The following is a 25305-nucleotide window of genomic DNA, read 5'->3' on the forward strand; positions in this document are numbered from 1 at the left end:
AAAACTAGATTTTTTATGTATTAATGTTGAGTTACAGACATAAAAAAGGGCGCTGTTGCGCCCCATTGTTGCATCAATACTGATAGTTGATGTTAAGCTAGGTTGCTGTTTGCGAAATCCCAGTTAACAAGTGCCCAGAAACCTTTAAGGTAATCAGGACGAACATTACGGTAATCGATGTAGTAAGCGTGTTCCCACAGGTCAACTGTGATGATAGGTGTAACACCTTCTTCAGTCAGCGGCGTTGCTGCATTTGAAGTGTTAACGATATCTAGAGAACCGTCAGCTAGTTGTACTAACCAAGTCCAGCTTGAACCAAAGTTGTTAACTGCTTTGTCGTTGAAAGCTTCTTGGAATGCTGCGAATGAGCCCCATTTTGCATTAATTAGTTCAGCAACTTTACCTGTTGGTTCGCCACCTGCATTTGGCGCAAGGCTGTGCCAGTAGAAAGTGTGGTTCCAGATTTGAGCAGCATTGTTGAAAACACCACCTTCAGAGCTACATACGATCTCTTCTAGTGATTTACCTTCAAAGTCAGTACCTTCGATAAGGCCGTTAAGCTTTACAACGTATGTGTTGTGGTGCTTACCGTGGTGGAATTCTAGCGTCTCTTGAGAAACGTGCGGCTCAAGAGCATTTAGTGCATAAGGTAGTGACGGTAGTTCAAATGCCATATTAATCTCCATTTTTTGGTTGATTTGCCAATAACGCATACGAAAGGTAGCTAACATCAGCCCACTTTTCTATACCATTGGCCTATATAGTGATACTATAATTCCTGACTATTTTACTCAAGTTTTGGCAAACAGCAATGCGTGCCAGTGACTTAATGACTTATAATACACATTCTTTGTGAACATATGCCGAATAGAAGTCAAAGCGTAGAACATCGTGACAGGCGGTTATGCTTATTTTAGCCATGGCAGCTAAGGTTCTATCGCTGCTTAAAGTTTGGCATTATGAATGCAACAGGTGTTGTTAAGGTGAGTAGCAAGCTAAAACGCCGATGCTAAACTAAATATTGATAAGCATTGGATGAAACGTCATTTTGAGGTAACTAATGGAAACTATTGACAAGATTAAACAGCAGATCGAAGAAAATCCAATTATTCTATATATGAAAGGGTCGCCAAAACTCCCTAACTGTGGTTTCTCTTCGCAGGCATCTCAGGCTTTGATGGCGTGTGGTGAGCAGTTTGCTTATGTTGACATTTTATTAAATCCAGACATTCGTGCTGAACTACCGCATTATGCGAACTGGCCAACTTTCCCTCAGCTTTGGGTAGAAGGTGAGTTAATCGGTGGTTGTGACATCATCATTGAGATGTTCCAAAAGGGTGAGCTTCAACCTCTTATTGCTGAAACAGCAGCTAAATATAAGAAAGACGAAGCAGCAGCGGAATAAGCTAACCGCTAATGGCAGAGTAGATACTCTGCCATGCTTTATTTTCTAAAAATCTTCTAATATTTTCCTACCTACTTTTCTTAGCAAGTCTTTTTGTCTGCTGTTTGGTTGAAAACCGGCAGTTCATTGAATTTAAGATATCTACACTTTCATTAACGCTATCCGCGCTTATCTAACTCAGAGCTACTCGCTTATTTTTATCAACTTAAGTTGACGTTAGCGTCAAGCTAAAAACGCGCTCTGTTTTGCATACCTATATAAACAGTGTAATCGAACGCGCTCCGATATTGAGTTTTACAAAACTGAAAAGTGAATAATTATTCATTTTTATCAAAGTTTACGTTTACGTAAACGTTTATTCCTGATTGTGTTTTGTTGCATTTTTATTGGTGTGATACCGGTGTCATTTTACAAATTTATATTCACTATTTTCAAAGTGGCAAATTTATTACGGTTTTGGCTAACTTGTCTTACCAATGAGAAATATTCAAGTTTATGAATATGTATTCATATTTGTGTTGACTCTACTTTCAATCAAGGCTAATTTTGAATATCTGCCAGCATTTCGTCGTACCGTCATGGGCTGGCCGTTGTAGCAAGGGGAGGAGTCTATGTTATACGACTCAAAATTAGAAAAAGATAACTGTGGATTTGGCTTGATTGCGCATGTAAGCGGTCAGCCGAGTCACAAACTGATCCGTACAGCAATCACAGGTTTGGACCGCATGCAGCACCGAGGTGGTATTTCTGCAGATGGCAAAACCGGCGATGGCTGCGGACTGTTATTACAAAAACCGGATAGTTTTTTTCGCGCCGTCGCAGCTGAAAATGATTGGCATGTGGGCAAAAACTATGCGGTAGGTATGCTATTTTTAAATCAGGATCATGAGCTTGCAGCTGCGGCTGAGAAAGTGATCAGTGAAGAATTAGAAAAAGAAACACTGACGCTCATAGGTTGGCGTGAAGTACCCACCGATCCATCTATGTTGGGTCCTATTGCTAAAGCACAATTACCGCAGTTTAAACAGGTTTTTGTCGGTGCGCCTGAAGGGTGGCGTCCTAAAGATTTAGAGCGTCGTCTTTATATTGCAAGACGACGCATCGAAAAGCGTTTAGAGCAAGATGAGCAGTTTTATATTTGTAGTTTGTCCGGTTTGGTGACTATCTATAAAGGCTTAATGATGCCTGCGGATCTACCGAATTTTTATACTGATCTTGCTGATATGCGGATGACCAGTGCGATTTGTGTATTCCATCAGCGCTTTTCAACCAATACACAGCCTCGATGGCCGTTGGCGCAACCGTTCCGCTATTTAGCTCACAATGGTGAAATCAATACTATTGAAGGTAACCGTCAGTGGGCGAGAGCGCGTGCTTACAAGTTCGCGTCGCCGTTATTACCAGACTTACAAAATGCGGCACCGTTTGTCAATGAAACGGGTTCTGACTCGTCTAGTTTAGATAACATGCTAGAGCTATTTTTAGCTGGTGGCATGGACTTATTCCGCGCTATGCGTATGTTAGTGCCACCTGCATGGCAGAAAAATCGTGCCATGGATGAAGACTTACGCGCATTCTATGACTTTAACTCCATGCATATGGAGCCGTGGGATGGCCCAGCTGGCATCGTGATGTCTGATGGACGCTTTGCTGCCTGTAATTTGGACCGTAACGGTCTTCGTCCTGCCCGCTATGTGATCACGCAAGACGGCTTTATTACGCTTGCCTCGGAAGTGGGCATTTGGGATTACGCGCCAGATGAAGTTATAGAAAAAGGTCGCGTGGGTCCAGGTGAATTACTGGTGGTTGATACCTTACATGGCAAGATTTGGCAGTCCGATGAAATCGATCAAGACCTGAAATCCAGACACCCGTACAAAACTTGGCTTGAGCAAAATGTTAAGCGTTTAACGCCATTTGAAGCGCTAGATGAGAAAGCAGCTGGCAAGCGCGATCTTGACGACGAAACTTTGCTGACCTATCAGAAGCAGTTTGGTTATACCAATGAAGAGCTCGACCAAGTGATCCGCGTAATGGGCGAAAACGGCCAAGAAGCAACCGGCTCAATGGGTGACGATACGCCATTTGCAGTGCTATCTGAAGGACACCGTTCGATATTTGACTACTTCCGCCAGAAGTTTGCTCAGGTCACGAACCCGCCAATCGATCCATTACGGGAAAATCATGTAATGTCACTGGCGACTTGTATTGGTCGTGAGCAAAACGTTTTCAACGAAACCACAGGTCACGCTAAACGTTTGCAATTTGCCTCGCCAGTATTGACTTATTCTGACATGCAGCAGCTATTAGCCGCCGATGATGACCATTACTGTGCGTGTAAAATTTCATTGATTTACGAGATTGAAGAGTCATTGCAAGATGCAATCAAGCGCATTTGTGATGAAGCCGTTGCAAAAGCAGGTTCTGGGTGCGTGATGTTAGTGCTCAGTGACCGAGAAATCGCTGCAGGTAAACAAGTTATCCCTGCGGCGATGGCCGTGGGGGCAGTACAAAGACGACTAGTGGATGGCAACCAGCGTTGCGACACCAATATTTTGGTTGAAACAGGTAGCGTAAGAGATCCGCACCAGTTTGCTGTTTTGTTAGGTTTTGGCGCAACAGCGATTTATCCTTATCTAGCCTACGAAACCCTTGTTGCAATGTGTGATAAGAAGATCATTAAAAAGTCTTACCGCGAGGTGACTTTGTCTTATCGCGGCGCGATTAACAAAGGTTTATACAAAATCATGTCGAAGATGGGGATCAGCACCATTGCTTCCTATCGTTGTTCGATGTTGTTTGAAGCCGTCGGTTTATCCGATGAGGTGGTTGAATTGTGCTTCAAAGGCGTTGCAAACCGTATTAAAGGTGCGTGTTTTGACGACTTTGCCTTGGAGCAACAACAACTCAATAAATTGGCATTTAGCAAGCGTAAACTACTATCACACGGTGGATTATTAAAGTATGTGCATGGTGGTGAATACCATGCGTATAACCCAGATGTCGTGCAAACTTTGCAGACCGCTGTTCGTTCGGGTAACTATCAAGACTACGTTAAATACGCGGAGCTGGTAAATAACCGCCCAATTACAAATCTGCGAGATATGCTTAAGCTTAATACGGCGCAACAAGCAATCGACATCAATGACGTTGAGCCTGCTACCGAGCTCTACAAACGTTTTGACTCAGCTGCGATGAGTATCGGTGCATTATCACCAGAGGCACACGAGGCGTTAGCAATTGCGATGAATCGCCTCGGCGGTTGCTCTAACTCTGGTGAGGGTGGTGAGGATAAGCTACGTTTTGGTACAGAAAAGAATTCGCGTATTAAGCAGGTTGCTTCTGGCCGATTCGGTGTGACACCACATTATTTGCGTTCAGCTGACGTTATTCAAATCAAAGTTGCGCAAGGGGCAAAGCCGGGCGAGGGTGGTCAGCTTCCAGGTGAAAAAGTCACCCCTTATATCGCGAAGCTACGCTATTCGGTTCCTGGTGTTACTTTGATTTCGCCGCCGCCGCATCACGATATTTATTCGATCGAAGACTTAGCTCAGCTTATTTTTGACCTCAAACAGGTCAATCCTGAAGCGATGATCTCGGTCAAGCTGGTTTCAGAGCCCGGTGTCGGCACGATTGCGACTGGTGTTGCTAAAGCGTATGCCGATCTCATTACCATTGCCGGTTATGACGGTGGTACTGGGGCGAGTCCGCTGACATCGGTAAAGTATGCTGGTAGCCCATGGGAGCTCGGCCTTGCTGAAACGCAACAGGCGTTGGTTGAAAATGGTCTACGCCACCGCATTAGGTTGCAAACAGATGGCGGCTTAAAGACCGGATTAGATATTATTAAAGCAGCAATTTTGGGTGCTGAGAGCTTTGGTTTTGGTACCGGCCCTATGGTTGCGCTTGGCTGTAAGTACCTGCGGATCTGTCACCTTAATAACTGTGCAACCGGTGTTGCTACGCAAGATGATACGTTGCGTCAAAAGCATTATCACGGATTGCCGGAAATGGCGATGAACTACTTTAAGTTTATTGCGCAAGAGGCTCGTGAACTGATGGCCGCTTTGGGAGTCACAAAACTCACCGATTTGATTGGTAGAACGGATTTACTTGAAGCCATTGAAGGTAATACTGCGAAGCAGAAAAAGCTCGACTTAAGTCCGCTTCTAGCGAAGCCGAACAATCCGTCAAATGAAGCGCTGTATTGCACCCATACTAATCCATCACATTACAGTGGTGCGTTGAACGAAAGCTTACTAGCGAAAGCGAAGACGGCAATCGATGAAATGACAGGTATCTCGTTGGTGAGTCGTATATCCAATACGGATCGCTCTATCGGTGCAATGCTGTCTGGTTATATCGCGAGCAAGCATGGTAACCAAGGTATGGCAGCAGATCCAATCGCACTTGAGTTACATGGTACAGCAGGGCAATCGTTTGGGGTGTGGAATGCGGGTGGCCTTGAAATGACATTAGTCGGTGATGCTAACGATTATGTTGGTAAAGGGATGGCTGGTGGAAAGCTAGTCGTGCGTCCTCCTGTTGGCTCAAGCTTTGCCTCTCATCAGGCGGCTATCATCGGTAACACCTGTTTATATGGCGCGACCGGCGGCAAGTTGTTTGCTGCAGGCCGAGCAGGCGAGCGCTTTGCTGTGCGTAACTCGGGTGTACAAGCGGTTGTTGAAGGGCTTGGTGATAATGGCTGCGAATACATGACGGGAGGCGTGGTGTGTGTGCTTGGTCAAGTTGGCGTTAACTTTGGCGCAGGCATGACCGGCGGTTTTGCCTATGTACTTGATGAAGAAAGTGATTTTGATAAGCGGATCAACCCTGAGTTGGTCGAGCTGGTAGACCTCAAAGCGCTGGCATCGCACCAAGAACATCTACGCGGTTTAATTGCAGAGCATTTAGATTTAACGAGCTCAACCCGAGCTGAGCAGATCTTAGCTAACTTTGAGTTGTATTTGCCAATGTTTACATTGGTAAAGCCAAAGTCGAGCGATTTAAACAGTTTACTTGGCCACCGAGCGCGTAGTAGCGCTGAGCTAAGAATTCAGGCGCAGTAGGAGAGAGCAATGAGCGAGAACGTTTACCAATTTATCGATGTACAACGTGTAGATCCGCGCAAAAAGCCTATTTCTACGCGTAAGCAATCTTTTGTTGAAATTTATGAGCCATTTTCTGAGCAGCAAGTTCATTCGCAATCCGATCGTTGTTTAGATTGTGGTAATCCGTATTGTGAATGGAAGTGTCCAGTTCACAACTATATTCCGCAATGGCTCAAACTTATTCGTACCGGCAGAATCATTGAGGCAGCGGAGCTATCTCACCGTACCAATAGTTTGCCTGAAGTGTGTGGTCGAGTATGTCCGCAAGATAGGCTTTGTGAGGGGTCGTGTACGCTGAACGAAGAGTTTGGTGCAGTGACTATAGGAAATATTGAAAAATATATTACTGATACGGCGTTTGCACAGGGCTGGAAGCCTGATCTTTCTTACGTTACTTGGACTGATAAGAAAGTCGCAATCATAGGCGCGGGTCCGGCAGGGCTTGGCTGTGCAGATATTCTAGTGCGAAACGGCGTGCGCCCTGTGGTGTATGATCGTAACCCAGAGATTGGTGGCTTGCTGACCTTTGGGATCCCGTCATTCAAATTAGAAAAATCGGTAATGGAAAACCGTCGCGAGATTTTCACCGAAATGGGCGTTGAGTTTAAACTCAATACCGAGGTTGGTCGTGATGTCTCAATGGACGAGTTATTGTCGCAATACGACGCCGTATTCTTAGGTGTGGGGACGTACCAAAGCATGAAAGGTAATCTTGCAAATGAAGATGCCGATGGTGTTTATGATGCGCTACCATTTTTGATTGGTAACACCAACCGAGTTATGGGCTATGACGAAAGTCAGCATAACTATGTGAACATGGCTGGTAAGCGCGTGGTGGTACTAGGTGGTGGGGACACAGCGATGGACTGTGTTAGAACGTCCGTCAGACAAAATGCGCAATCCGTGATCTGTGCTTATCGTCGTGATGAAGAAAACATGCCAGGCTCAGTTCGAGAAGTTAAAAATGCCAAAGAAGAAGGGGTTGAATTTAGATTCAATTTACAGCCGGTTGGTATTGAAATTGACAGCTCAGGCAAAGTGACGGGTGTTAAAATGGTGAAAACACAATTAGGTGAACCTGACAAAAATGGTCGCCGTAGTGCTGAAACCGTGGAAGGCTCTGAGCATACACTAGAAGCCGACGCGGTGATCATGGCATTTGGTTTTAAGCCTCACAACCTTGATTGGTTAGCACAATACGATGTCGCAATAAATCACTGGGGCGGTATTGTTGCTCCAGAAAAAGGCGCATTTACACATCAAACAAGTAATCCTAAGATCTTTGCCGGTGGTGACGCGGTACGAGGTTCTGATTTAGTGGTAACGGCGATTTTTGAAGGCCGCAACGCCGCTGAAGGCATTTTGGATTATTTAGAAGTTTAACGCTTTTGTCGTTCACAAACCCCAACTACATTCGTTGTAGCTGGGGTTTTTTTATTTGAATTTTGCGTAGGGACTGTTTATCTTTTAAGTTTGTTTTTGCAGCAGTTTGATTGGTGTTTATACAAGGCAGAGTCTGCGTAGCATAGTTGTTCTATGTGAGTCAGGCGATAACACAGTAGAAATGCTAATCAAGCGCTGCCCTTTGGGTTCACCTGAGTGTGCTTTGTTCATTGTTGCTCAACTTTTACCTAGATTACTAGGCGGCAAGTTGAGCGTCGCGACCAAAACGCACTCAGAAGAACAAAAATCAAACAGCAAAGGTCAACAGGCCCTTGTTAGCCACTAACTTAATTTTACTCAACATATATTTATCAATAGTATTAAGGAAAGATCATGAATGAAACAATAAACTCAGGCGCTGATGCGGTCACTGCAAAGATAGCGAGCTTAAGCGATTGGCGTGCAGTGGTATTGCAGCAGGTCAGAAGTCTGATCCTAAGTGTTGATAAAGAGGTAGAAGAAGATATCAAGTGGCGTAAGCCAAGCAACCCAACAGGAGTGCCTGTCTGGTCAAAAGCTGGCATGATCTGCACGGGCGAAGTATACAAAGATAAGGTCAAACTTACCTTTGCATACGGTGCAAAGTTTGAAGATGAGCACCAGTTATTCAATACAGGGTTTGCAGGTAACACTCGACGGGCGATTGATATAAAACAGCAGGACACCATCAATGAAGCCCATTTCTGTACATTGATCCGCGCAGCAATTCGGTATAACGCTGCGCGTTAATCAACAGGAGCAATCAGCCTGATAACGGCTAAGCACTTTGTACTTGTAGTAATTCTTTTGCACTCGCTCTTGTCGTGTCACTTATTTTATCTCCACCAATTAACCTTGCTATTTCATCAATGCGTTGGCTTTCTGCCATTGGGGTCATTTTGGTAAAGGTTTCGCCATGTTCTACCCGTTTTGCGACAAAGAACTGGTTGTGACCACTGCATGCCACTTGCGGTAAATGGGTAACACAAATAACTTGCGTGGACTGGCCAAGCTGACGTAGCAATTTACCTACGGTTGCAGCCGTTGGACCTGATATCCCTACATCAACTTCATCGAAAATCAAAGTGGGTGTCGTAACGCGTGTTGCGATAATCACTTGAATGGCTAAGCTTATCCGAGATAGTTCACCACCCGAGGCAACTTTGCCCATAGGCTGTAAAGGTTGGCCTGGGTTAGTAGAGACGTAAAATTCAATGTGGTCATACCCAAGAGGGCTCGGTTTAGCGCCAAGATTAGGCGTTAACTGGATCTCAAATTGACCATCACCCATCGCAAGCTCTTTCATACTTGCAGAAATACGTTCGTTAAGAGATGCACTGGCTTGCTGGCGGCTTTGACTTAATCCTTGTGCAGCTTGGTTATAGGCGTTGATGGCTTCAGCAATTTCCTCCTCTAATGCATCCAGTCGTGCAGAATCAGAGCTAATAGACTCAAGCTCGTGTTGTAGTGCTTGATGGTGCTGATATAGCAATTCTGGCTGAACTTGATGCTTTCTAGCTAAATCTAGAGCTTGAGAGAGTCTATCTTCTAGCTCCTGTAGTCGCATCGGATCTTGTTCGACAGAATCGGAATAACTGCGGATCTCTCTACTGGCTTCTTCCACTTGTACTGCTGCCTCTTCAAGCACTTGCGCAATATTCTCAAGGGTTTTGTCAAAACTGGTGAGTTCAGAGAACACTTGTGCACTTTGTTGTAGTTGCGATAGCACAGTCTGCTCGTCATTTTCATAAAGGCGAGAGAGCTCACGGTGGCATTGTTCTAAAATGGTTTGGCTATGGCTTAGGCGTGAATGTTCGGTCTCAATATCTTCATATTCGCCTTCTTGTAGGGCAAACTCGTCAAGCTCCGCTACTTGGTACTCAAGAAGTTGTTTTTTTGCGGCTTGTGCCTGCTGTGACTTTTGTAGTTCGGCATATTCTTTTTGCAGTTTATGGTAGTGATTATATTGCCCCTTAACTGCTTGTAACAAAGTCGTGTGGTTAGCATAGGCATCTAGCAAGTGCAGTTGATATTCTGGCTTTAGCAGTAGCTGATGGGCGTGTTGTCCATGGATTGCAATAAGATGTTGGCCTAACTCTTTTTGCTGGCCAGCAGTAACAGGGGAGCCATTGATGTAGCTTTTACTACGCCCACTTTTACTAATAACACGACGAAGAATACATTCATTCTCTTCGTTATCTAGCATATGCTCCGTTAGAAAGCGTTTGGCAGCTGGGAGATTTGAAACATCAAACTGAGCAGAGATATCCGCTTTGTCGGTACCTGGACGAATAGCAGAAGGATCAGCGCGCTCACCGAGACATAAAGAAAGCGCATCAATTGCAATGGACTTACCTGCGCCTGTTTCACCTGTAATTGCGGTCATGCCACAATGCCAGTCAGTATTTAGCGCACTAACAATAGCAAAATTTTGAATATTTAAAGCTAAAAGCATACTGTACACCCTAACAGAGAATTACTGTTAATTTATACAGTATTTTGTTGTTTAGCAACTCAAATTAAAAAATTCTGCTAAAAATAATAGCAAGATTAACCGACGGCATGCTCTTTTACTAAGGCTGCTGCTTGCTTTTGTTGGTTGGATGGCTCTGAGCTAGTTAGTTCTGGTGAGTCTAATACATCTTCATCTTGCTGTTGTGCTGGTGTTTCAGGTGTTTGAATGCGAGCAATGAGGGCCGGGAGCATCTCGCGATAGAAATCGCGATTATAGGCAATGCCTGCCGTGGGTAATTCGGCAACAAAATATTGTAATTGCTCAGCAAGCAAATCCATATTGCCATTTGAGCGACACTTGTTAAGCTCGTTTGTCACTGAATAGATAAATAACTCAGACACTTTTTCCAGTTGCGCTAAGTTTTCTTCCGAGTGGGCTTGAACGACAAAAAAGTTGCCAACAATTGCATTGATCTGCGGTGCGTATTTTGGCCTTAAAATCTTCGCTTCGACGAATTCAGCAACTTTAAGTTTAAAGTTGCTACTAATCACTTTTAAACGATCGTTAAAGGCTTTTTTTTCCGCTTCACGGGCTTTTCTTCTATTATTTTCAATCACTAAATACACTGAAAGTATAGTGATAAGCAGCGCCAATGTGAAAAATACAACGTAAGCCATTTTATTGTTATTTACCTAAATTAGAAAAATTAACCAAGGTTATTTTGCGTAACTTTGCGTGCTTAGTAAAGCCTACTGCCCCAATTTAATTTCTGTCTAAGAACATTGTAGTAGGAGTAGCATTTAGGGTGGATCAATCTTAATCTTTTCTCCGCTTTTTTGATGATAACTTCGTCGCCAGGTAGCACAGCCAGTACAACATGGCTGTCACAACTTACTTGTAAGCTATCGGTGTTTTCTAGACTTAACTTAAGTTTGACTTCTTTTTCTGCATCCACCACTAAAGGCCGGCTGGATAAGGTATGCGGAAACATAGGCACCAAAGAAATAGCGTCGAGTTCTGGGGTTAAAATAGGCCCGCCACCTGAAAGCGAGTAAGCGGTTGACCCCGTCGGTGTCGAGACAATTAAACCGTCTGAGCGCTGGGAAAATACAAAGTCGTCGTTGATAAAGGCCTCAAATTCAATCATATGAGCAACCTTATCAGCGTGTAATACGGCTTCGTTCATTGCTAAATTTGCGCTTTTAAGTTGGTGATGTCGATATACTGCCACCTCTAACAGAAATCTCGATTCTTCAATAAATTGGCCGCTTAACACCGCTTCTAGCTGCGCTTCAAAGCCTTCGGGGTTCAAATCTGTCAAAAAGCCTAAGTTACCGCGGTTAACCCCAATCACGGCGACATCAAAACGAGCCAGTACTCTTGCCGCACCAAGCATGTTACCGTCACCACCAACAACAATAGCAAGATCGCAGCGTTTACCTAGTTCAACTAACTCGACAACAGCGTCTTCGTCTAACGACTTTATTTGCTCCGCAACGCGATCTTCTACGAGTACTTCATATCCTAATGCTTGCAAAAATGTGTAGAGTCGTTGTAAGGTCGTCCCCGCGCCTTCGTGGTTGGGTTTGCCAATTAAGCCGATGGTGTTAAACGTGGTCGTCATTCAGTCATTTGTCCTTGGTATCTTTGTTGCAAGATTATATTAAAAGCGTAGTGCTTGAAACTGGCAATTGACACCCATATTAAAATAATTATGAAACTAAATCCCAGAGATGAACAAATTCTGTGTGCGGTCATGCGCCATTATTGTAATGGTGAAGGGCAGCCTGTTGCATCCAGCAAAATAGCAAAGCAGGACGGCCTTGCTATTTGTTCTGCAACCGTACGCAATGCAATGGCAAGACTTGAAAATCAAGGCTTATTGTATTCGCCGCACACGTCAGCTGGCCGCGTGCCCACCGATCAAGGTGTAAAATTCTGGCTACAGGAGTTTTTTCCTCTGGCTGATGTTGCCGTTCATTGGCAACCAGATCAATCCGCAATAGTCTCTTTTGCCCACTTATTGAGCCAAAACTTCCAGGTCTGTTGCTGCGTTGGATTACCACAAGTTAGCAGCAAACAAATGTTCCGTGTCGAAGTGCTCGATTTTGATCGTAAAAATTGGCTGGTCCTGCTGTTAGACAGAGCGGGGCAATCACACAATATTTGTATAGATAAACCCGTTGATGACTCCGACGCGTTGCGTTACCAGTTCGCGGCTTGGATGAATACTGTATTCAGTCAACAAACTTTAGTTGAAGGGTTGCACCGAATGCGCGCCATGGCACACAGCGCACCGCCGAGTTGTCATCATATTTTGGCCCAGTGGACTAAGCAGTTAAGTCAGCAATTAGGCTCAGATAATGCGATTGTTGTGGGCGAGCGCTACTTATATAACCGCCTAGAGTTGGATAGAGAGATTAATCTTGGCGTCGGATTTTTAGACCAAGTTGAAGACCGCTTGGCGTTTAAAGACGGTATATCCGTGTTACTTGGCGAAGAGCTAAGCATGCTCGGTTTACATCGCGTAGTGGTGCTTAGTGTGCCGTATTTCTCCAAAGGAGAATATCAAAGTCGCTTTTGCGTCATTTGCCCTGCGGATTCAAAGATCGAAGCTATCTTGTCGGAATTCAAAAAATTGCCGCAATAAAGGGTTGAAACTCTCATTTCAATCCCCATAATTACCGCAGTTGTAAAGAATCGGAGAATCACCACATGTCTGAGCAGACAAAAGCCCCAGAGCAAGAGCTTGAACAAGAACAAACACAAGCGGAAGCGGAAGTTGTAGAAGCACAAGCAGAACAACAAACTCAGGAAGAGCAGGCAGAAAATGCGGGTGAGTTGAGCCCAGAAGAAGAAATCGCTGGTCTGTATGCTGAGCTTGAAACCGCTAAGCAAACTATCGACTCACAAAAAGATAGCGTTGTTCGCGCCGCTGCTGAGCTTGAAAATGTTCGTCGCCGTGCAGCGCAGGATGTTGAAAAAGCGCATAAATTTGCGCTAGAAAAGTTCTCAAACGAATTACTACCTGTAATCGATAACCTAGAGCGTGCGATTGAGTTTTCTGACAAAGAAAACGAAACTTTAAAGCCAGTGCTTGAAGGTATTGATATGACTATCAAGACATTTGCTGATGCCCTTGCTAAATTTGGTGTTGAAGCGGTAAACCCGCAGGGTGAAGCATTTAACCCAGAGCTACACCAAGCAATGTCAATTCAGCCAAGCAATGATGTATCACCAAATACTGTGCTTGCTGTGATGCAAAAAGGGTATACCTTAAACGGTCGTCTATTGCGCCCTGCAATGGTGATGGTCTCTAAGGCTGCTGAATAAGCAAATTCAATTTGAAAAAGCCGCTCATTGAGCGGCTTTTTTGCGTTTAGGAACGAATGTATTTGCTTACCAGCTACACAGCTTCACTCTATCAAACCAAGGGCTTGAAAAAGACTTGGCTGTGATGGGGAGGGGAGCCGTTACTTCGACGCCTAACTCTTTTGCTAAATATCTATGTACTAGTAGCTTTACTTTATCGCTTTCTAACTGGGTATATGCCAGTTGTAACGCTTGCTTAGTGCTTTGGTTGGGCATCTCCCCCTCGAGTTGTTTATAGCGCGCCTCAAGCCATTGTAGCCAAGCTTGTTTTGATTCGTTTGGAAAGGCTGTGGTTAGGGTAGACGTGGGCCCTTGTAAACGTTCGTAGTTCACGATTTGTTTTTGAATAAGAAAGACAAACATCAAGTTAATCCCCGCTGAGATTTGACCCGAGCGTTTATCAACGGCTTGATAGCCCAACAGAGCATGGCGAAAATACTGCTCGGCTTCAAATACTCGACCTTGATCAAGTGCGAGGCTACCCAAATTGCTTTCGATCATCGCAAGTACCGGGGTTTGCTTTAACTCCTCAGCCAATTTGCGTGCTTTGGCATACAATGTTCTCGCTTTTTGGTAGTCATCTTGGTTGCGGGCAACTAGCGCCATACTGTTAGTCAGCGTAAGTCGTTGGCGGTCATTTTCTGCATATTTGTAGGCACACTTAAGACTAGTATCAGCATCATCAAGGTATTCTTGTCGGCGTAACCAAATCCCTAGCGCACTCAAAATGGTAGGGAGGTTGGCTTTAAAAAACATGTCATCTGGATACAGAAAGGTCGCGTTTATTGAGGTATAGAGCCTATCAACTTTGTTTGTTGGTACAGATGCACGAGCGCTCAGCAAATGCCACTGAATAAATAACGGTACAGGTACATCTTGCAGTTGCTCTAAACTGTCGAGAATAATCAAGGATTGTGCAGGGTTAACCGTTAAATAGTCGCTGGCCTCGTCTAGCTTACTTTCAAAATATGAGAAGTCTTTCGCCAACGCATGTTGGCAAAAATAAAATGTACAAGTTACAAAGAGTAAAAACCGAACCAAGCAAATCCCAACCACATTTTTGCGCATCTATTAACTGTAGTCGGCAGTAACAAATAGTTCCAAATCAATTACGACAAACAGCATTATACAAAGATAAGCAACAATGTAGAGGTTACCTCTTCAATTATAAATGGGGATCGGAAACGTGATGAAAAGAAAACAAATTGTTGAGTTCACTCTGGTGCAATTCAATTAGCCGATTAATATTTTCAAGGTCTACAGTGGTTAAACTGACTTTGCTAAGCATATAGCTAACCGGAGTTCTATTCGCCTCGATACCAGAATAGATAACATCGGTATACTCTTTGGCTTGAATAAAGTGCTCGCCCGCGAGCTTATCTTCAACAACATAATCAACTCGCTGTTTACCCAACATTTTAAAGCGGCGAGCGGCATTGGGCAGGTGTACCAGCTGATCGTTATAAAAGTCTTGGATCAGTTTTTCAAAGGCAATTCCATAGTAGCTGCCGGCATTCAGAGCAAATGTGTTTCCTGCAAGGATCAACGACTCGACTTCGCCGCCAATTTTTGGTTTTTCTTTATGTTGGAATAATGCCATGACTTCTTGGCGGTAAGGTGTAGTGAAGTAAGCAAACTTAGCTCTAGATGCCGTTTTGGTCGCAGCCATTAGTACATCTACCTTACCTACCTTTAACTCTGCTAGCATTCTCGCTGAAGTGGGATAAAAGACATATTCCAAGCAATAAGATGAGTCGTTAAACAAGGTGTTTAGCGCATTAATCTCTAAACCAGAGACATTACCTTCTTTACGGGAAATATAAGGAGGCCACAGTGTTTCGTTCATTCCTATGCGCAAAGTTTTGCTACATTTCGCTAAAGTTTCAAATGCCCAAAATGTGATAAGTAAACTAAGTAAAAGTGATATAGAACATTTCATGGCGTAAATCTCTGAGCGTTTTATAAAGCATGCTTATTTTATCAGCAAAGGAAGACTGGTACACGTGTTTTGTTAAACGATTAAGAATGTTTAATGTATCCGCAAAGTGTTTTTTGCTTCTTAATTTATTATTGTACATTGCGGCTCTGTGCGAGTACGGTCGCTATGGTATTGATAAGCTCAAGCTGCTCTATGGGTTTGGCAACATAACCATCAAATCCGACGCGCTCATACAAGGCTTTGTCTTCCGCAAAGGCATTTGCAGTCAATGCGATTATTGGGATATTGGGATCCTTTCTTTTGAGACGCTTGCAGGCTTCAACGCCATCCATTTCAGGCATTTGAATATCCATAAGTATTAAGTCGGGTTTGTTTAGCTCGAATTGTTCAATGGACTCTTTACCATTATTCGCAATCGTAATATCACCATTGGCTTTACTGATCATAGAGCGCACTACCAGCTGGTTTACTGGATTATCCTCAGCCAGCAATATGGACGTACCGCTCAAGTCTGCTGCTGTTAGCGGATCGCCTTTTGGTTGCTCTGATGTACACTTAGCCTTTTGCAAGGGCAACTCGATGCTAAATTGACTGCCTTCTCCGACAGTACTTTCTACTTTTATCGTGCCGCCCATCAGGTCGATTAGGGAGCGGGTGATAGAAAGGCCGAGCCCCGTACCACCAAATTTTCTGGTGGTGGACTTATCCGCCTGCTCAAATCGTGAAAAGAGTTTTTTGATTGTGGCTTCTGTCATTCCTATGCCGGTGTCGGCAACGGTGATAAGCATACCTGAATCATTTTGAAGTGGTTTTATATGGGTAATAATACTACCAGTTTCAGTAAACTTAATGGAGTTTGACAAGAGGTTAAGCAACACTTGCCTGACTCTGACTTCGTCTCCAAGCCAAAACTTATGCTCAAGTTCAACGTAGATCTTAAGTTTTAATCCCTTGTTTTTTGCCAACACTAAGAAATCTGAGCGTAGGTGTTCAACCAACACCTCAATATTAAATGGTCGTTCTTCAAGCTCAATTCTACCGGCTTCAATTTTAGAGAAATCCAAAATATCGTTGATGATAGTATTAAGTGCCTTAACCGAGTAAGTCGCCTTCTCAAGTAGGTTGGTAGCGGTGCTGTTAAGTGGTTCCGACTTTAATAGTTGTAATGTGCCGTATAAGCCATTCATGGGGGTTCGTATTTCATGACTCATATTCGCCAAAAAGACGGCTTTGGCTTTGGCTGCTTGCTCAGCTGCTTCTTTGGCGTGCGAGAGTTCTCGCTCATGTTTGAGCTGCTCAGTGAGATCTAATGCGATGCCCAAAAACCCATCAATATTGCCGTGTTCGTCGGTCAAGGTTGTTACATTTAACTTAATTTGGACGTGTTGATTTTGCTTAGTAACGTAAGTCCATCGACTAGTATCTACCACACCTTGTTTGGCTTTGGCGACAAACACTTCAAACCCAGGTTCAATGACTCTGCCAAGCTCTTCCGTTAACGCTTTTGCTCTTGCTATGACCTCTTCCTCAAGATGGAAAATGGCAGGGGATGATTTACCAATGAGTTCATCTTTTTTGTACCCTAATAAACGCTCAGCAGCAGGGTTAAACTGGGTAATGATACCGTCAGGATCGGTGGCGACAATGGCATAACCCGAACCTTCAACAATGCTGGTGTGAAGTTGGCTGTATTTTACGATTTCTTTAGTTCGTGCTTTTACTTCCTGTTCTAATGAAGAGTTCAGTTTAGCAAGGGACTGTGCTTTTTCTTCTTCGGCTGCTAGCTTTTCCTTTTCTGCTAAGCGCTGACGCGTAAAGCTTAAAAGCAGAATATAAGTGATGATTGCCAATAGCGCAGACACCAGCAGCGCAACTTGCAAAATGGTATTAGGAGAGACGAGATTGAGTGAACGGATAAATTGCGGAGTTGGCCAAATTTTTACTTCCCAAGAGCGACCAAACAAGGTGACCTGTTTAGCCACCGAGTTATCCAACTCTTTAATATCTTCTTTTAGCACCTGATAAAATGGTGTGTTTTCATCGTTATTGGTTACATCGGAAATTTGAATTGAAACATCTTGTCGAAAAGACAGCAAAGTCGACAGGATCTCATCGATAAGTAACGGGGAATAAGTCCAACCAACTAAGTTGTCTAACCGATTTTCTTCATTTGTTGCCATACCAATAGAGGTATAAATTGGCGCGAGTATCAAAAAGCCGTATTTAATTTTATTGTCGGCTTGCACTAAGGTAATTGGGGCGGTAAGCCTCGGCTCATTGGCAGTTGCAGCTTCTATTGCTGCTATTCTACGACTAGCTTCGGAACCTATATCCAAGCCGACGGCTTTATCGTTGTTTACTTCGGGTTCAATGTACTGGATAACAAATTTGCTGGTGCTATGTGGGTTTAGCGTTTTGATGGAGAATGTTCTGTCTGTACGCTCAGCTTGTGCTTGTTGCACAAAGCTGCTTACGCTATCAACGGGGACATATTTGATGATCCCCACGCCACGAGCCCCAGAATATTCTGCTTGGAAGTCAAAGGACCTGATATAACGCTGCATCGCCTGGTAGTCAAAGCTGTGTTGTTGATTCGCATAAATTGCAGTGCGAAGCCCTAAAATACCGTACCAATACAGCGTAACGCGCTCGTTTACACCCTCAGTCACATGGTCAAGCCGTGAGGCAAGTGCCGCCGCTACCTTTTCAGCATGATGCTCCTTTTCTTGCTCATATAACACCAACCCATAAAGCATACTGCCAACTAACACGAGTAGTGCAGCAACAAGTGGCAAAAATCGGCTCTGGCGAACTGTGTGAGCATTCGCTAACGACACGCTATATTCCTTACGCTTTAAATCTAATCAATATGTTAGTCCAGATAGCATAGAATTGATAGTGATTACGGTGAAGTGACAATCCCGAATTTATGCCTAAATTGGCTCAATAAAGACATATTTTGAATTGTTATTTGGATAAATTGTAGATTGAAATCGGATAAGCCATGTGACCATAAAAGCTAAAATAAATATGCGGATTTTGGGCTTTATATAAATGTGGTCACGATGTGGACATTTTTTAGGATGAAATGTGGATGTTTGCCCTGAAAACAAAAAAGCCAGTTAAAGCATATTGCTCTAACTGGCTGTTTTAAAACGCTAAAATTTGGTGGAGCTGGGGGGATTTGAACCCCCGTCCGGAAAGCGTCGACCTTCGGTCCTACATGTTTAGTATCGTCTTTTGGTTAACCTTTAAATCTCGGACGAACACGATAAGTAAAGGCGAGGCCGCTTAGTTTTAGCCCTTCAACCCCGGCCAGGGTTTCCGTAGCGATCTTGTGTAGGGTGACACTCCAGAACCAGATCCACAAGAATATCATGGAGGAGTGCTAGCGGGCTATTATGCCGCTAGAGCGTAGTTATCGTCGTTTGCGATTACTTTAAATACGGCTTTTTTACGAGGCCAGCCGCACCTCGACATGCACCTTAGGCTTCTTGAATCCCGTCGAATCCTAATCAGCCCCTGAATAAATTCAGTACTGTTAGTGTCTATACATCTAACTATGTCTCGCATTATACATAGGATTAATGTCATTACAATGGCTTATCATGCCATTTGCTGATGATTTAACGAAGCAGAGGCGTGTTTGATTAATTACTCACCGATTGTTGAACAAGACCGTAAGTGTTGAATATATGCGACTAAGCACTTGCAAAGAATCGTCCTTTGCCACCATATTGATAGTTCTCTAAAGTATTGAGCAGCTTTTCAGAAAATTGAATTTCTGTTTCTGAACGGCCACTCCGGCGGGCCTCTCTTAAGCTGGCTTTTTGTATGGCGATAACGTCGATTTTTTCATTCTCGGCTTGTGAAATGTCGGCAGGAGAGGGGAGTCCACTCCTCTGACTTAGACCTTGCTCAACAGCAAAATAATGTAAAGAAAGCGAAGCATGCTGCCCTAAATCCAATATTCCTTCGTCATACAGCGCTTTGGATGCTTGAGAAAGCTCTTTTTTGGTGATGTGGGTAAAGTCGAATTGCGCTTCTTTGGTATGGCTATCTGTTGCCTCTGACGCTGGCAAAACGCTTCCCTTCGCTTCATTTTCGATTGATTGCGCGCGTCGCACCTGAGCCTGAGCCTGATTATATAGCATTGCTTGGTGTTGAACTTTCATTTAGCAAATCCTTCTGAAATATGTATAACAACTTCAGCAAGGTTTATGCCCAAAAGTGGCTCAACAAACCTAGGATATTGGTTTGGTTTAATATTATGGGTTTAAATCTATGTACGTAGAGGGAGCAGTTGGTGATATGGGCACATAGCTCGTAGCAGCGACTTTACGTCGCGATTTATTTTATAATTTTATGCCACAATGTTGCTGATGATGCTCCTATCGCGGGATAAACCCGCTGCTACGGGGCTGGCGTAGTTATGACTTTATGTCGCGACTCTCTTAAATCGCTTGTCTCGAGATGGACGACGAAAGACCGAAACGCAGTTTCGCAGCTTGAGGTGGGGAAGGCATTGATGCCTGATAGAACCCAGCTATAGGGATGTATTACAGCTCAGGATTAACATGCTTCAAAGTCGAGGCAACTCAGACTATGGAAAATTCAAATGAAATTCAAAACCTTGGTCTTAATCCTCTTCAAAGTCGAGGCAACTCAGACTCATGGAATTACAATTAGAGCAGTTTATTCAAGGTCTTAATCCTCTTCAAAGTCGAGGCAACTCAGACAGGCATATCTATGAAATTTTCAAAACGCACAGGTCTTAATCCTCTTCAAAGTCGAGGCAACTCAGACGGAAAATCAAATGAAAAACTTAAATTCATCTTGTCTTAATCCTCTTCAAAGTCGAGGCAACTCAGACTATAGCCGATCGAGGCCGCGTCACGCAAGGGCTAAAGGGGGTAAAAATGTCGGTCTCCTTTAACCTGTTCCCAAAACCACTGACTTACTGACATTTTTAATGTCAAATTCATTCAAAATCATAATTAATTCATCACCCTGCGGTCTCAGCTGCTGACACTTTAAAATATTCAGCTTAAATTCAGTTAAAAATACGATTAAAGGTACAGATACGCAGCTTAAGATAAGTATGTGCTAAAGGGGATATGCAGGATAAATAGCATGGAGTGTCGATTTTTGCAGTTTGCTCCAAAATTACCGAGTGTTGATGTTTTACGATATAAAAATATAAAAAGGCTAGTAGATTCAAAGCTTTGTACTCTCGGCTGCTGATATTGTAGAGCATTCAGCTAATATTCCTCTAAAAAGTTTGCGAAATGTACGTAATACGCGGAGGGAATAATCCGAGACTGTCATCAGAGGCGGTAATTTAAACTATAACGTACAGTGTGTTTTGGCTATAAACATACTGGCCTAAGAGCTGGTTGAATACCCAAGCCTGTGGCATTTTATGAGGGAATCAGGCTCTACCTCATCATTCGGTTTAGCGAATTAGTATGAAAGAGGGCATAGAGCATCATGTATATTCATTGCTTTTGCGTCATCGGTACTGCGAACTCAATGATACTTGCGCCTAACCCCAAGCTTACTTTTTTACCTATATGGAGGGTTTGAGCCAGCTGCAACCACGGAATATGCTCGGGTAGTATGGAGTACTCCCAGCTACCGGTGATCCCGTTAACCAGCTCTACTTGCTCTGTACTCACACTTAACCTGCGTTGATTGTGACGCTTAACTGATTGTGCTTGAGCCGCAATGTCGTTTATTTGTTCCGGTAACCAGTGATGGATTGGTGGCGCTTGGTCGCGAGTATGCGCAAGGAGGTTTGCTAGGCGATTGGCAGTAAAAAATAAAAAGTGAGAGAGTGATGGGGCGCTATTCGGGTTGTGCCCGTCTTTTTTAATCAATAGCGGTGTCGTAGTTTTAACAAAGGCGTGTAAAGGCTGCGTTAGACGTGTTAGTGGGTGTTGCAGCAAGTCAGATAGCAAGATGGGAGAGGGCATGGCTAAATCCACAGCGCCTTGCTGAAATACAGTGATCCAGTGCTGTTCAATACGGGTTTGGATCTTATCAATGGTAAATGGTACACGTTTTTCGCCCAACCCCATTTGTTCTAATAAAAATAAAGATTGCAGTACTGGGCTGATAAACTGAGTTGCTTGGTCGAATAGGCAAATTTCAAACGTTAAGTTGTCACCACGTTGCAATGTTGTTGCTTCACTCAGTGGCGGCGTAAAGAAATAGGGGGAGTTTGGAGACTGTTGCTGGTTTTGCTTTGCATTCAATATTGCGTAAAGATCAGGGTGTAGTTGTGCTAGTGCGTGTCCCAAAGCACCTCGCCATGTCTGCCCTTTAAATGGCGCGATATGCAGCTTTTGATTGAGCTTAATAGTGACTTTTAATTGATAAAGGGTAACTTCTTCAGCTAACTGCAGCAATTCATAGGACATTTTTACCTCCATGTGTTGTGGTTTTTATTTTATGAGCAACTATACTGGCTGTAAATAGTTTCATTTTTTTACAAGTTTGTAGCATTCACAAAAAGATAAATAGCAGGTAACCTCGTTGTCTGAACACAAAAACAATAATTAAGGGAATTCAGTTGGACTTGGCGACAGTTTGCGTGGTGTGCCCACGTAACGATTTAGAAGCGCACACCATCATTGCGCTAGCAAAACAATATAATCTACATGTTATTCAAGGCCCCGCTTTTTGGGGCGCTACAATGGCAGATATTACTTTGCAAGATTTGCCTCACCATATTCAAACGTTAATCACCATTGAACTACCGATGAGCGAAGGTTGGCTTAGTTACTGTAAGCAGAGAAATATCCAGGTAATTGAGCTAGATCATCATGTATATCAGGGAGCGGACTATTCCAACCCCCAATCAAGTATTGAGCAGTTTGCTGAGCTGATTAATCACACACTCAACCGAGATGAGCACCTGATCGCTGCAAATGACAGAGGGTTTATTCCCGAGTTATTGCGTGTAGGTGCCAGTTTCGAAGAAGTGTTAAACATTAGAGAGCGAGAAGCAACGTGCCGAGGTGTAGGAACACTTCGCAATGAAGCGCAGCGGTGGTTGTCTACTTATCAAGCATCAACTATCGGTAGCTATAGCCTGTATAAGGCACCAGCTAAATATGCCCCGGTGTTATTAGAGTTAGTGCAGCTACCCACAAAGGCGCAGTACATACACTGCCAGCAACATAAGCAGGCACTGGAGTTGCCACAAGTTTGTGTAATCTACCAAGATGAAGCGTGTGCAGAGTGGCAAATTGAAGTCGCTGGCAGGGTGGCTCGTGAGCGCTTTCAACAGCTTGCAGAGCAGAATGATAATCAAGCAGTACATAGCTGGTTTGGTGGTCAAGCACCAAGCTTCTTTTTTGGCATGAAAAGCGAACAGGCAATGCACTTAGAGCCAATGTTAGCCAGCGTAAAAGCGTTACTAAGATGACAAAAATAATAGCTTCTAAAAAGGAGATTGAAAAAGATGTGGCAGTCAGCGGAGTTTTTGGATTTTGATATTTATGTAACCCGTAAAAACATTACTACCCTGCCAACAGAGGCGAATAAACAGAGTAAAAATTGTATTTGTATTTGGTTAGATACAACAACACAATACCATAATAAGGTTCAATCTTGCTCTGTATTTCTAGCATCGGAAACACTTAAGAATAGTAAATTAATTGCTGCGCTAAATGCCGTGAGAGACAATGTACGGGTTGAGTTGTCGCAGTATAATTTACCAACTCCTGCACAATCTGAGCTGATAGCTCTTTTTGAGTTGCTAACTACTCGGTCAAAAATTGTTGGCCGATACAGAACCACACTTTACTATCCTTTTGAGTTTGACGCAGGTAAGGTCAGCGCGGAGATATGTGTTACGCCAAACCAAGCACTTGCTTTTAAAGTTGACGCGATAGGTGCTACTGGCCCCGAAGTTGATAAGCTAGATAAAGAACAAATACAGCGGCAGGAGCTCTATAGCCAAAACTATCTTTATTATTCCTCGCGGGTACGGAAACGCTTTTTTTCCTTACAAAATGAGCACTGCACTGAAGTAAAGTGTTTTCATGAATTTCAGCTAGCCACCACCAATGTAGCTATGGGCTTAAAAGGTAATAAATCACGACCAACACTGAACGCAAATATTGAACGCTTATCGTTGATACAACATGGGCTTAATCAGCAAAGCTATTTGTTGTCTATTACCTTAAAACCAAAAGTAGAAGATGCCTTGAATGCATATGCAAAGCAGCGCAAATTAACCCAAGACACTTGGTTTTGGTTGTTTATTGAGGCATGTAATAACAGACATTTATTAGCATTATTACAGCAAGCACAAGTCGCGTATTGGTTGCAATTTAGTGAACAAGTTCGGATCTTATATCCAACCTTTATTGAGCAAAAAGAAGAAAACAAAATATCCGAGGTGTTATTACAACTAGGAGACACTGCTTACAAAACGCATGTGGATGGCCGCACTGTCGAAAACTCAAAGGAAACAGAGCATGAACTGCAATTGTTCCCTGAAAACATAGAACAACCTGTCTCTGAACATATTCTACGGCTCGTAAGCTTATTTTTCATTGATAAAGTAGACACCCAAGCCATTATTGCAGCTCAAACTGAGCAGAATGCAATAATTGAACAGCTTAAAGTGCAGTGTACAAGCCAGTACGATTCAAGACTATATGTTAATGCCTGTTATGTCTTATTGGGTAAATACCCGAGTACCTCATATGGCCGCGAGCAGCTAGATCAATTAACGATGTTAGCAACTCAAGTGGATAGTTTTGAAACACTAAACAGGCATCAGGATGGTGGTTATGCCTACCACCGAGAGTTTCTACAAAAGTTAGCTGATGTGCAATGGTATACACGGTGGAAAAATACTACAGCAATCAGTGGCTTTAACGAATACGCAGCAGTATCAGTCGGCTTCGGTGGGTTTTACCAAAATATTGGCTATCGACACTGGACCCACAACTATCATTATATGGTGGCTTATGCTGCCCTCACTCGAGAAGTATTACAAAGTTTGATCAGGCAAATGGAGCTGGCAACGTTACACATGACAGAAACCCATTTGGACGAGAAGCCACTGTCTCAATATCGAGGGATCCGCCGTAATTTCATAAACTTTATGAATCAGTACTGGTTTGATGCTGTGTCGCATGAACAGCAAGGGCTTGAAGTGTTTGAGCATATAAAACGTGCTTTTAGTCTTGATAATCATTTTGACAAAGTGAAAGATAAAATTGCTTGGGCTGATGATTACATGGAAAGCTGGCGTAATACCTACTTTGTAGATAAAGCCGACAAAACCAGCATGGCAGCCCTTATTTTTGCAGCCATAGCCATCATTACGGCTTTCCCCGTTTTAGGGGCATTTGACAATTATAACATTGTCGAACGGTTTGCGTTTGGCTTACTGCTCGTGGCATCACCGTTTATTCTCACAAATTATTTAGTCGTTAGAAATACCAAAGTCTTGCTAAACAAAGTTGCTGCACGCTATGCGGTTTTTAGACATAGACATTTTTCATCGTTCGCTAAACTCACCACTAGTTTTGCTGTCGTTGTGTTGGCTTTGGCATTATTACTTTAGGAGCAGAAGTAC

The 25305-nt window shown here is 43.4% G+C and carries 17 protein-coding genes and 1 other RNA gene; 8 read left to right on the forward strand and 10 right to left on the reverse strand.

What is annotated here, in order from left to right; genetic code table 11:
• Positions 1 to 92: 92 nt before the first annotated feature.
• The gene (locus QSH61_RS07045; protein ID WP_010375405.1) at positions 93 to 674 is read right to left on the reverse strand and encodes a Fe-Mn family superoxide dismutase; all 582 of its coding nucleotides are present in this window, start codon (positions 672 to 674) and stop codon (positions 93 to 95) included.
• Between the two features lie 386 nt (positions 675 to 1060).
• Between QSH61_RS07045 and QSH61_RS07050 the strand changes: the two genes are divergently transcribed.
• From QSH61_RS07050 to QSH61_RS07065, 4 genes are all read left to right on the forward strand, one after another.
• On the forward strand, positions 1061 to 1405 hold the full coding sequence (locus tag QSH61_RS07050; protein ID WP_010375406.1) for a Grx4 family monothiol glutaredoxin: 345 nt from the start codon (positions 1061 to 1063) through the stop codon (positions 1403 to 1405).
• 611 nt (positions 1406 to 2016) lie between these two features.
• Positions 2017 to 6474, forward strand: coding sequence for a glutamate synthase large subunit (gene gltB / locus QSH61_RS07055; protein WP_174168585.1), 4458 nt, complete (start codon positions 2017 to 2019; stop codon positions 6472 to 6474).
• Between the two features lie 9 nt (positions 6475 to 6483).
• Entirely contained in the window at positions 6484 to 7899 is a 1416-nt protein-coding gene (locus tag QSH61_RS07060; RefSeq protein WP_206471603.1) for a glutamate synthase small subunit GltD family protein, read from the forward strand.
• Between the two features lie 393 nt (positions 7900 to 8292).
• Positions 8293 to 8688 carry a DUF1801 domain-containing protein gene (locus QSH61_RS07065; RefSeq protein WP_010606434.1) on the forward strand — a complete coding sequence of 132 codons (396 nt, stop codon included), beginning with the start codon at positions 8293 to 8295 and terminating at the stop codon, positions 8686 to 8688.
• Between the two features lie 28 nt (positions 8689 to 8716).
• Here QSH61_RS07065 and recN read toward each other — a convergent pair whose 3' ends face one another.
• From recN to nadK, 3 genes are all read right to left on the reverse strand, one after another.
• Positions 8717 to 10393, reverse strand: a complete 1677-nt coding sequence (recN, locus tag QSH61_RS07070; RefSeq protein ID WP_174168587.1) for a DNA repair protein RecN — start codon at positions 10391 to 10393, stop codon at positions 8717 to 8719.
• A gap of 95 nt (positions 10394 to 10488) precedes the next feature.
• Positions 10489 to 11070, reverse strand: coding sequence for a hypothetical protein (locus QSH61_RS07075; protein WP_010606436.1), 582 nt, complete (start codon positions 11068 to 11070; stop codon positions 10489 to 10491).
• Between the two features lie 62 nt (positions 11071 to 11132).
• Entirely contained in the window at positions 11133 to 12017 is an 885-nt protein-coding gene (gene nadK, locus QSH61_RS07080) for an NAD(+) kinase (protein WP_045990546.1), read from the reverse strand.
• A 90-nt stretch (positions 12018 to 12107) separates the two neighbouring features.
• Between nadK and QSH61_RS07085 the strand changes: the two genes are divergently transcribed.
• A complete protein-coding gene (locus QSH61_RS07085) occupies positions 12108 to 13043 on the forward strand; it encodes an HrcA family transcriptional regulator (RefSeq protein ID WP_206471604.1) in 936 nt (311 codons plus the stop codon).
• Between the two features lie 65 nt (positions 13044 to 13108).
• On the forward strand, positions 13109 to 13726 hold the full coding sequence (gene grpE, locus QSH61_RS07090) for a nucleotide exchange factor GrpE (RefSeq protein ID WP_102056533.1): 618 nt from the start codon (positions 13109 to 13111) through the stop codon (positions 13724 to 13726).
• 66 nt (positions 13727 to 13792) lie between these two features.
• On the opposite strand, the gene QSH61_RS07095 is transcribed toward grpE, so the two are convergent.
• The 6 genes from QSH61_RS07095 to cas6 all read right to left on the reverse strand — a co-directional run bounded on the left by QSH61_RS07095 (position 13793) and on the right by cas6 (position 22126).
• Positions 13793 to 14833 (reverse strand): tetratricopeptide repeat protein, encoded by a 1041-nt coding sequence (locus QSH61_RS07095; RefSeq protein WP_010606438.1) that lies wholly within the window; start codon positions 14831 to 14833, stop codon positions 13793 to 13795.
• 97 nt (positions 14834 to 14930) lie between these two features.
• Complete coding sequence (locus QSH61_RS07100; RefSeq protein WP_237116936.1) at positions 14931 to 15611, reverse strand: substrate-binding periplasmic protein; 681 nt, start codon at positions 15609 to 15611, stop codon at positions 14931 to 14933.
• Between the two features lie 221 nt (positions 15612 to 15832).
• Positions 15833 to 18541: a CHASE domain-containing hybrid sensor histidine kinase/response regulator family protein gene (locus tag QSH61_RS07105; RefSeq protein WP_206471605.1), complete on the reverse strand. Its 2709-nt coding sequence runs from the start codon at positions 18539 to 18541 to the stop codon at positions 15833 to 15835.
• Between the two features lie 329 nt (positions 18542 to 18870).
• Positions 18871 to 19227: a transfer-messenger RNA gene (gene ssrA / locus QSH61_RS07110) on the reverse strand.
• A gap of 178 nt (positions 19228 to 19405) precedes the next feature.
• Positions 19406 to 19879 (reverse strand): hypothetical protein, encoded by a 474-nt coding sequence (locus tag QSH61_RS07115; protein ID WP_206471606.1) that lies wholly within the window; start codon positions 19877 to 19879, stop codon positions 19406 to 19408.
• Between the two features lie 1323 nt (positions 19880 to 21202).
• Positions 21203 to 22126, reverse strand: a complete 924-nt coding sequence (gene cas6, locus QSH61_RS07120; RefSeq protein ID WP_206471607.1) for a CRISPR system precrRNA processing endoribonuclease RAMP protein Cas6 — start codon at positions 22124 to 22126, stop codon at positions 21203 to 21205.
• Between the two features lie 158 nt (positions 22127 to 22284).
• On the opposite strand from cas6, the gene QSH61_RS07125 reads away from it, so the two are divergent.
• Positions 22285 to 23136 (forward strand): hypothetical protein, encoded by an 852-nt coding sequence (locus QSH61_RS07125; RefSeq protein WP_206471608.1) that lies wholly within the window; start codon positions 22285 to 22287, stop codon positions 23134 to 23136.
• 36 nt (positions 23137 to 23172) lie between these two features.
• A complete protein-coding gene (locus QSH61_RS07130; protein WP_206471609.1) occupies positions 23173 to 25293 on the forward strand; it encodes a hypothetical protein in 2121 nt (706 codons plus the stop codon).
• Positions 25294 to 25305: the final 12 nt, after the last annotated feature.

The sequence above is a fragment of the Pseudoalteromonas sp. JC3 genome, assembly GCF_030291895.1.
Taxonomy (GTDB): domain Bacteria; phylum Pseudomonadota; class Gammaproteobacteria; order Enterobacterales; family Alteromonadaceae; genus Pseudoalteromonas.

Excerpts from the sequence above, each read along its gene's own strand:
- QSH61_RS07045 (WP_010375405.1), bottom strand. The coding sequence starts at position 674 with ATGGCATTTGAACTACCGTCACTACCTTATGCACTAAATGCTCTTGAG.
- QSH61_RS07050 (WP_010375406.1), top strand. The coding sequence starts at position 1,061 with ATGGAAACTATTGACAAGATTAAACAGCAGATCGAAGAAAATCCAATT.
- gltB (WP_174168585.1), top strand. The coding sequence starts at position 2,017 with ATGTTATACGACTCAAAATTAGAAAAAGATAACTGTGGATTTGGCTTG.
- QSH61_RS07060 (WP_206471603.1), top strand. The coding sequence starts at position 6,484 with ATGAGCGAGAACGTTTACCAATTTATCGATGTACAACGTGTAGATCCG.
- QSH61_RS07065 (WP_010606434.1), top strand. The coding sequence starts at position 8,293 with ATGAATGAAACAATAAACTCAGGCGCTGATGCGGTCACTGCAAAGATA.
- recN (WP_174168587.1), bottom strand. The coding sequence starts at position 10,393 with ATGCTTTTAGCTTTAAATATTCAAAATTTTGCTATTGTTAGTGCGCTA.
- QSH61_RS07075 (WP_010606436.1), bottom strand. The coding sequence starts at position 11,070 with ATGGCTTACGTTGTATTTTTCACATTGGCGCTGCTTATCACTATACTT.
- nadK (WP_045990546.1), bottom strand. The coding sequence starts at position 12,017 with ATGACGACCACGTTTAACACCATCGGCTTAATTGGCAAACCCAACCAC.
- QSH61_RS07085 (WP_206471604.1), top strand. The coding sequence starts at position 12,108 with ATGAAACTAAATCCCAGAGATGAACAAATTCTGTGTGCGGTCATGCGC.
- grpE (WP_102056533.1), top strand. The coding sequence starts at position 13,109 with ATGTCTGAGCAGACAAAAGCCCCAGAGCAAGAGCTTGAACAAGAACAA.
- QSH61_RS07095 (WP_010606438.1), bottom strand. The coding sequence starts at position 14,833 with ATGCGCAAAAATGTGGTTGGGATTTGCTTGGTTCGGTTTTTACTCTTT.
- QSH61_RS07100 (WP_237116936.1), bottom strand. The coding sequence starts at position 15,611 with ATGAACGAAACACTGTGGCCTCCTTATATTTCCCGTAAAGAAGGTAAT.
- QSH61_RS07115 (WP_206471606.1), bottom strand. The coding sequence starts at position 19,879 with ATGAAAGTTCAACACCAAGCAATGCTATATAATCAGGCTCAGGCTCAG.
- cas6 (WP_206471607.1), bottom strand. The coding sequence starts at position 22,126 with ATGTCCTATGAATTGCTGCAGTTAGCTGAAGAAGTTACCCTTTATCAA.
- QSH61_RS07130 (WP_206471609.1), top strand. The coding sequence starts at position 23,173 with ATGTGGCAGTCAGCGGAGTTTTTGGATTTTGATATTTATGTAACCCGT.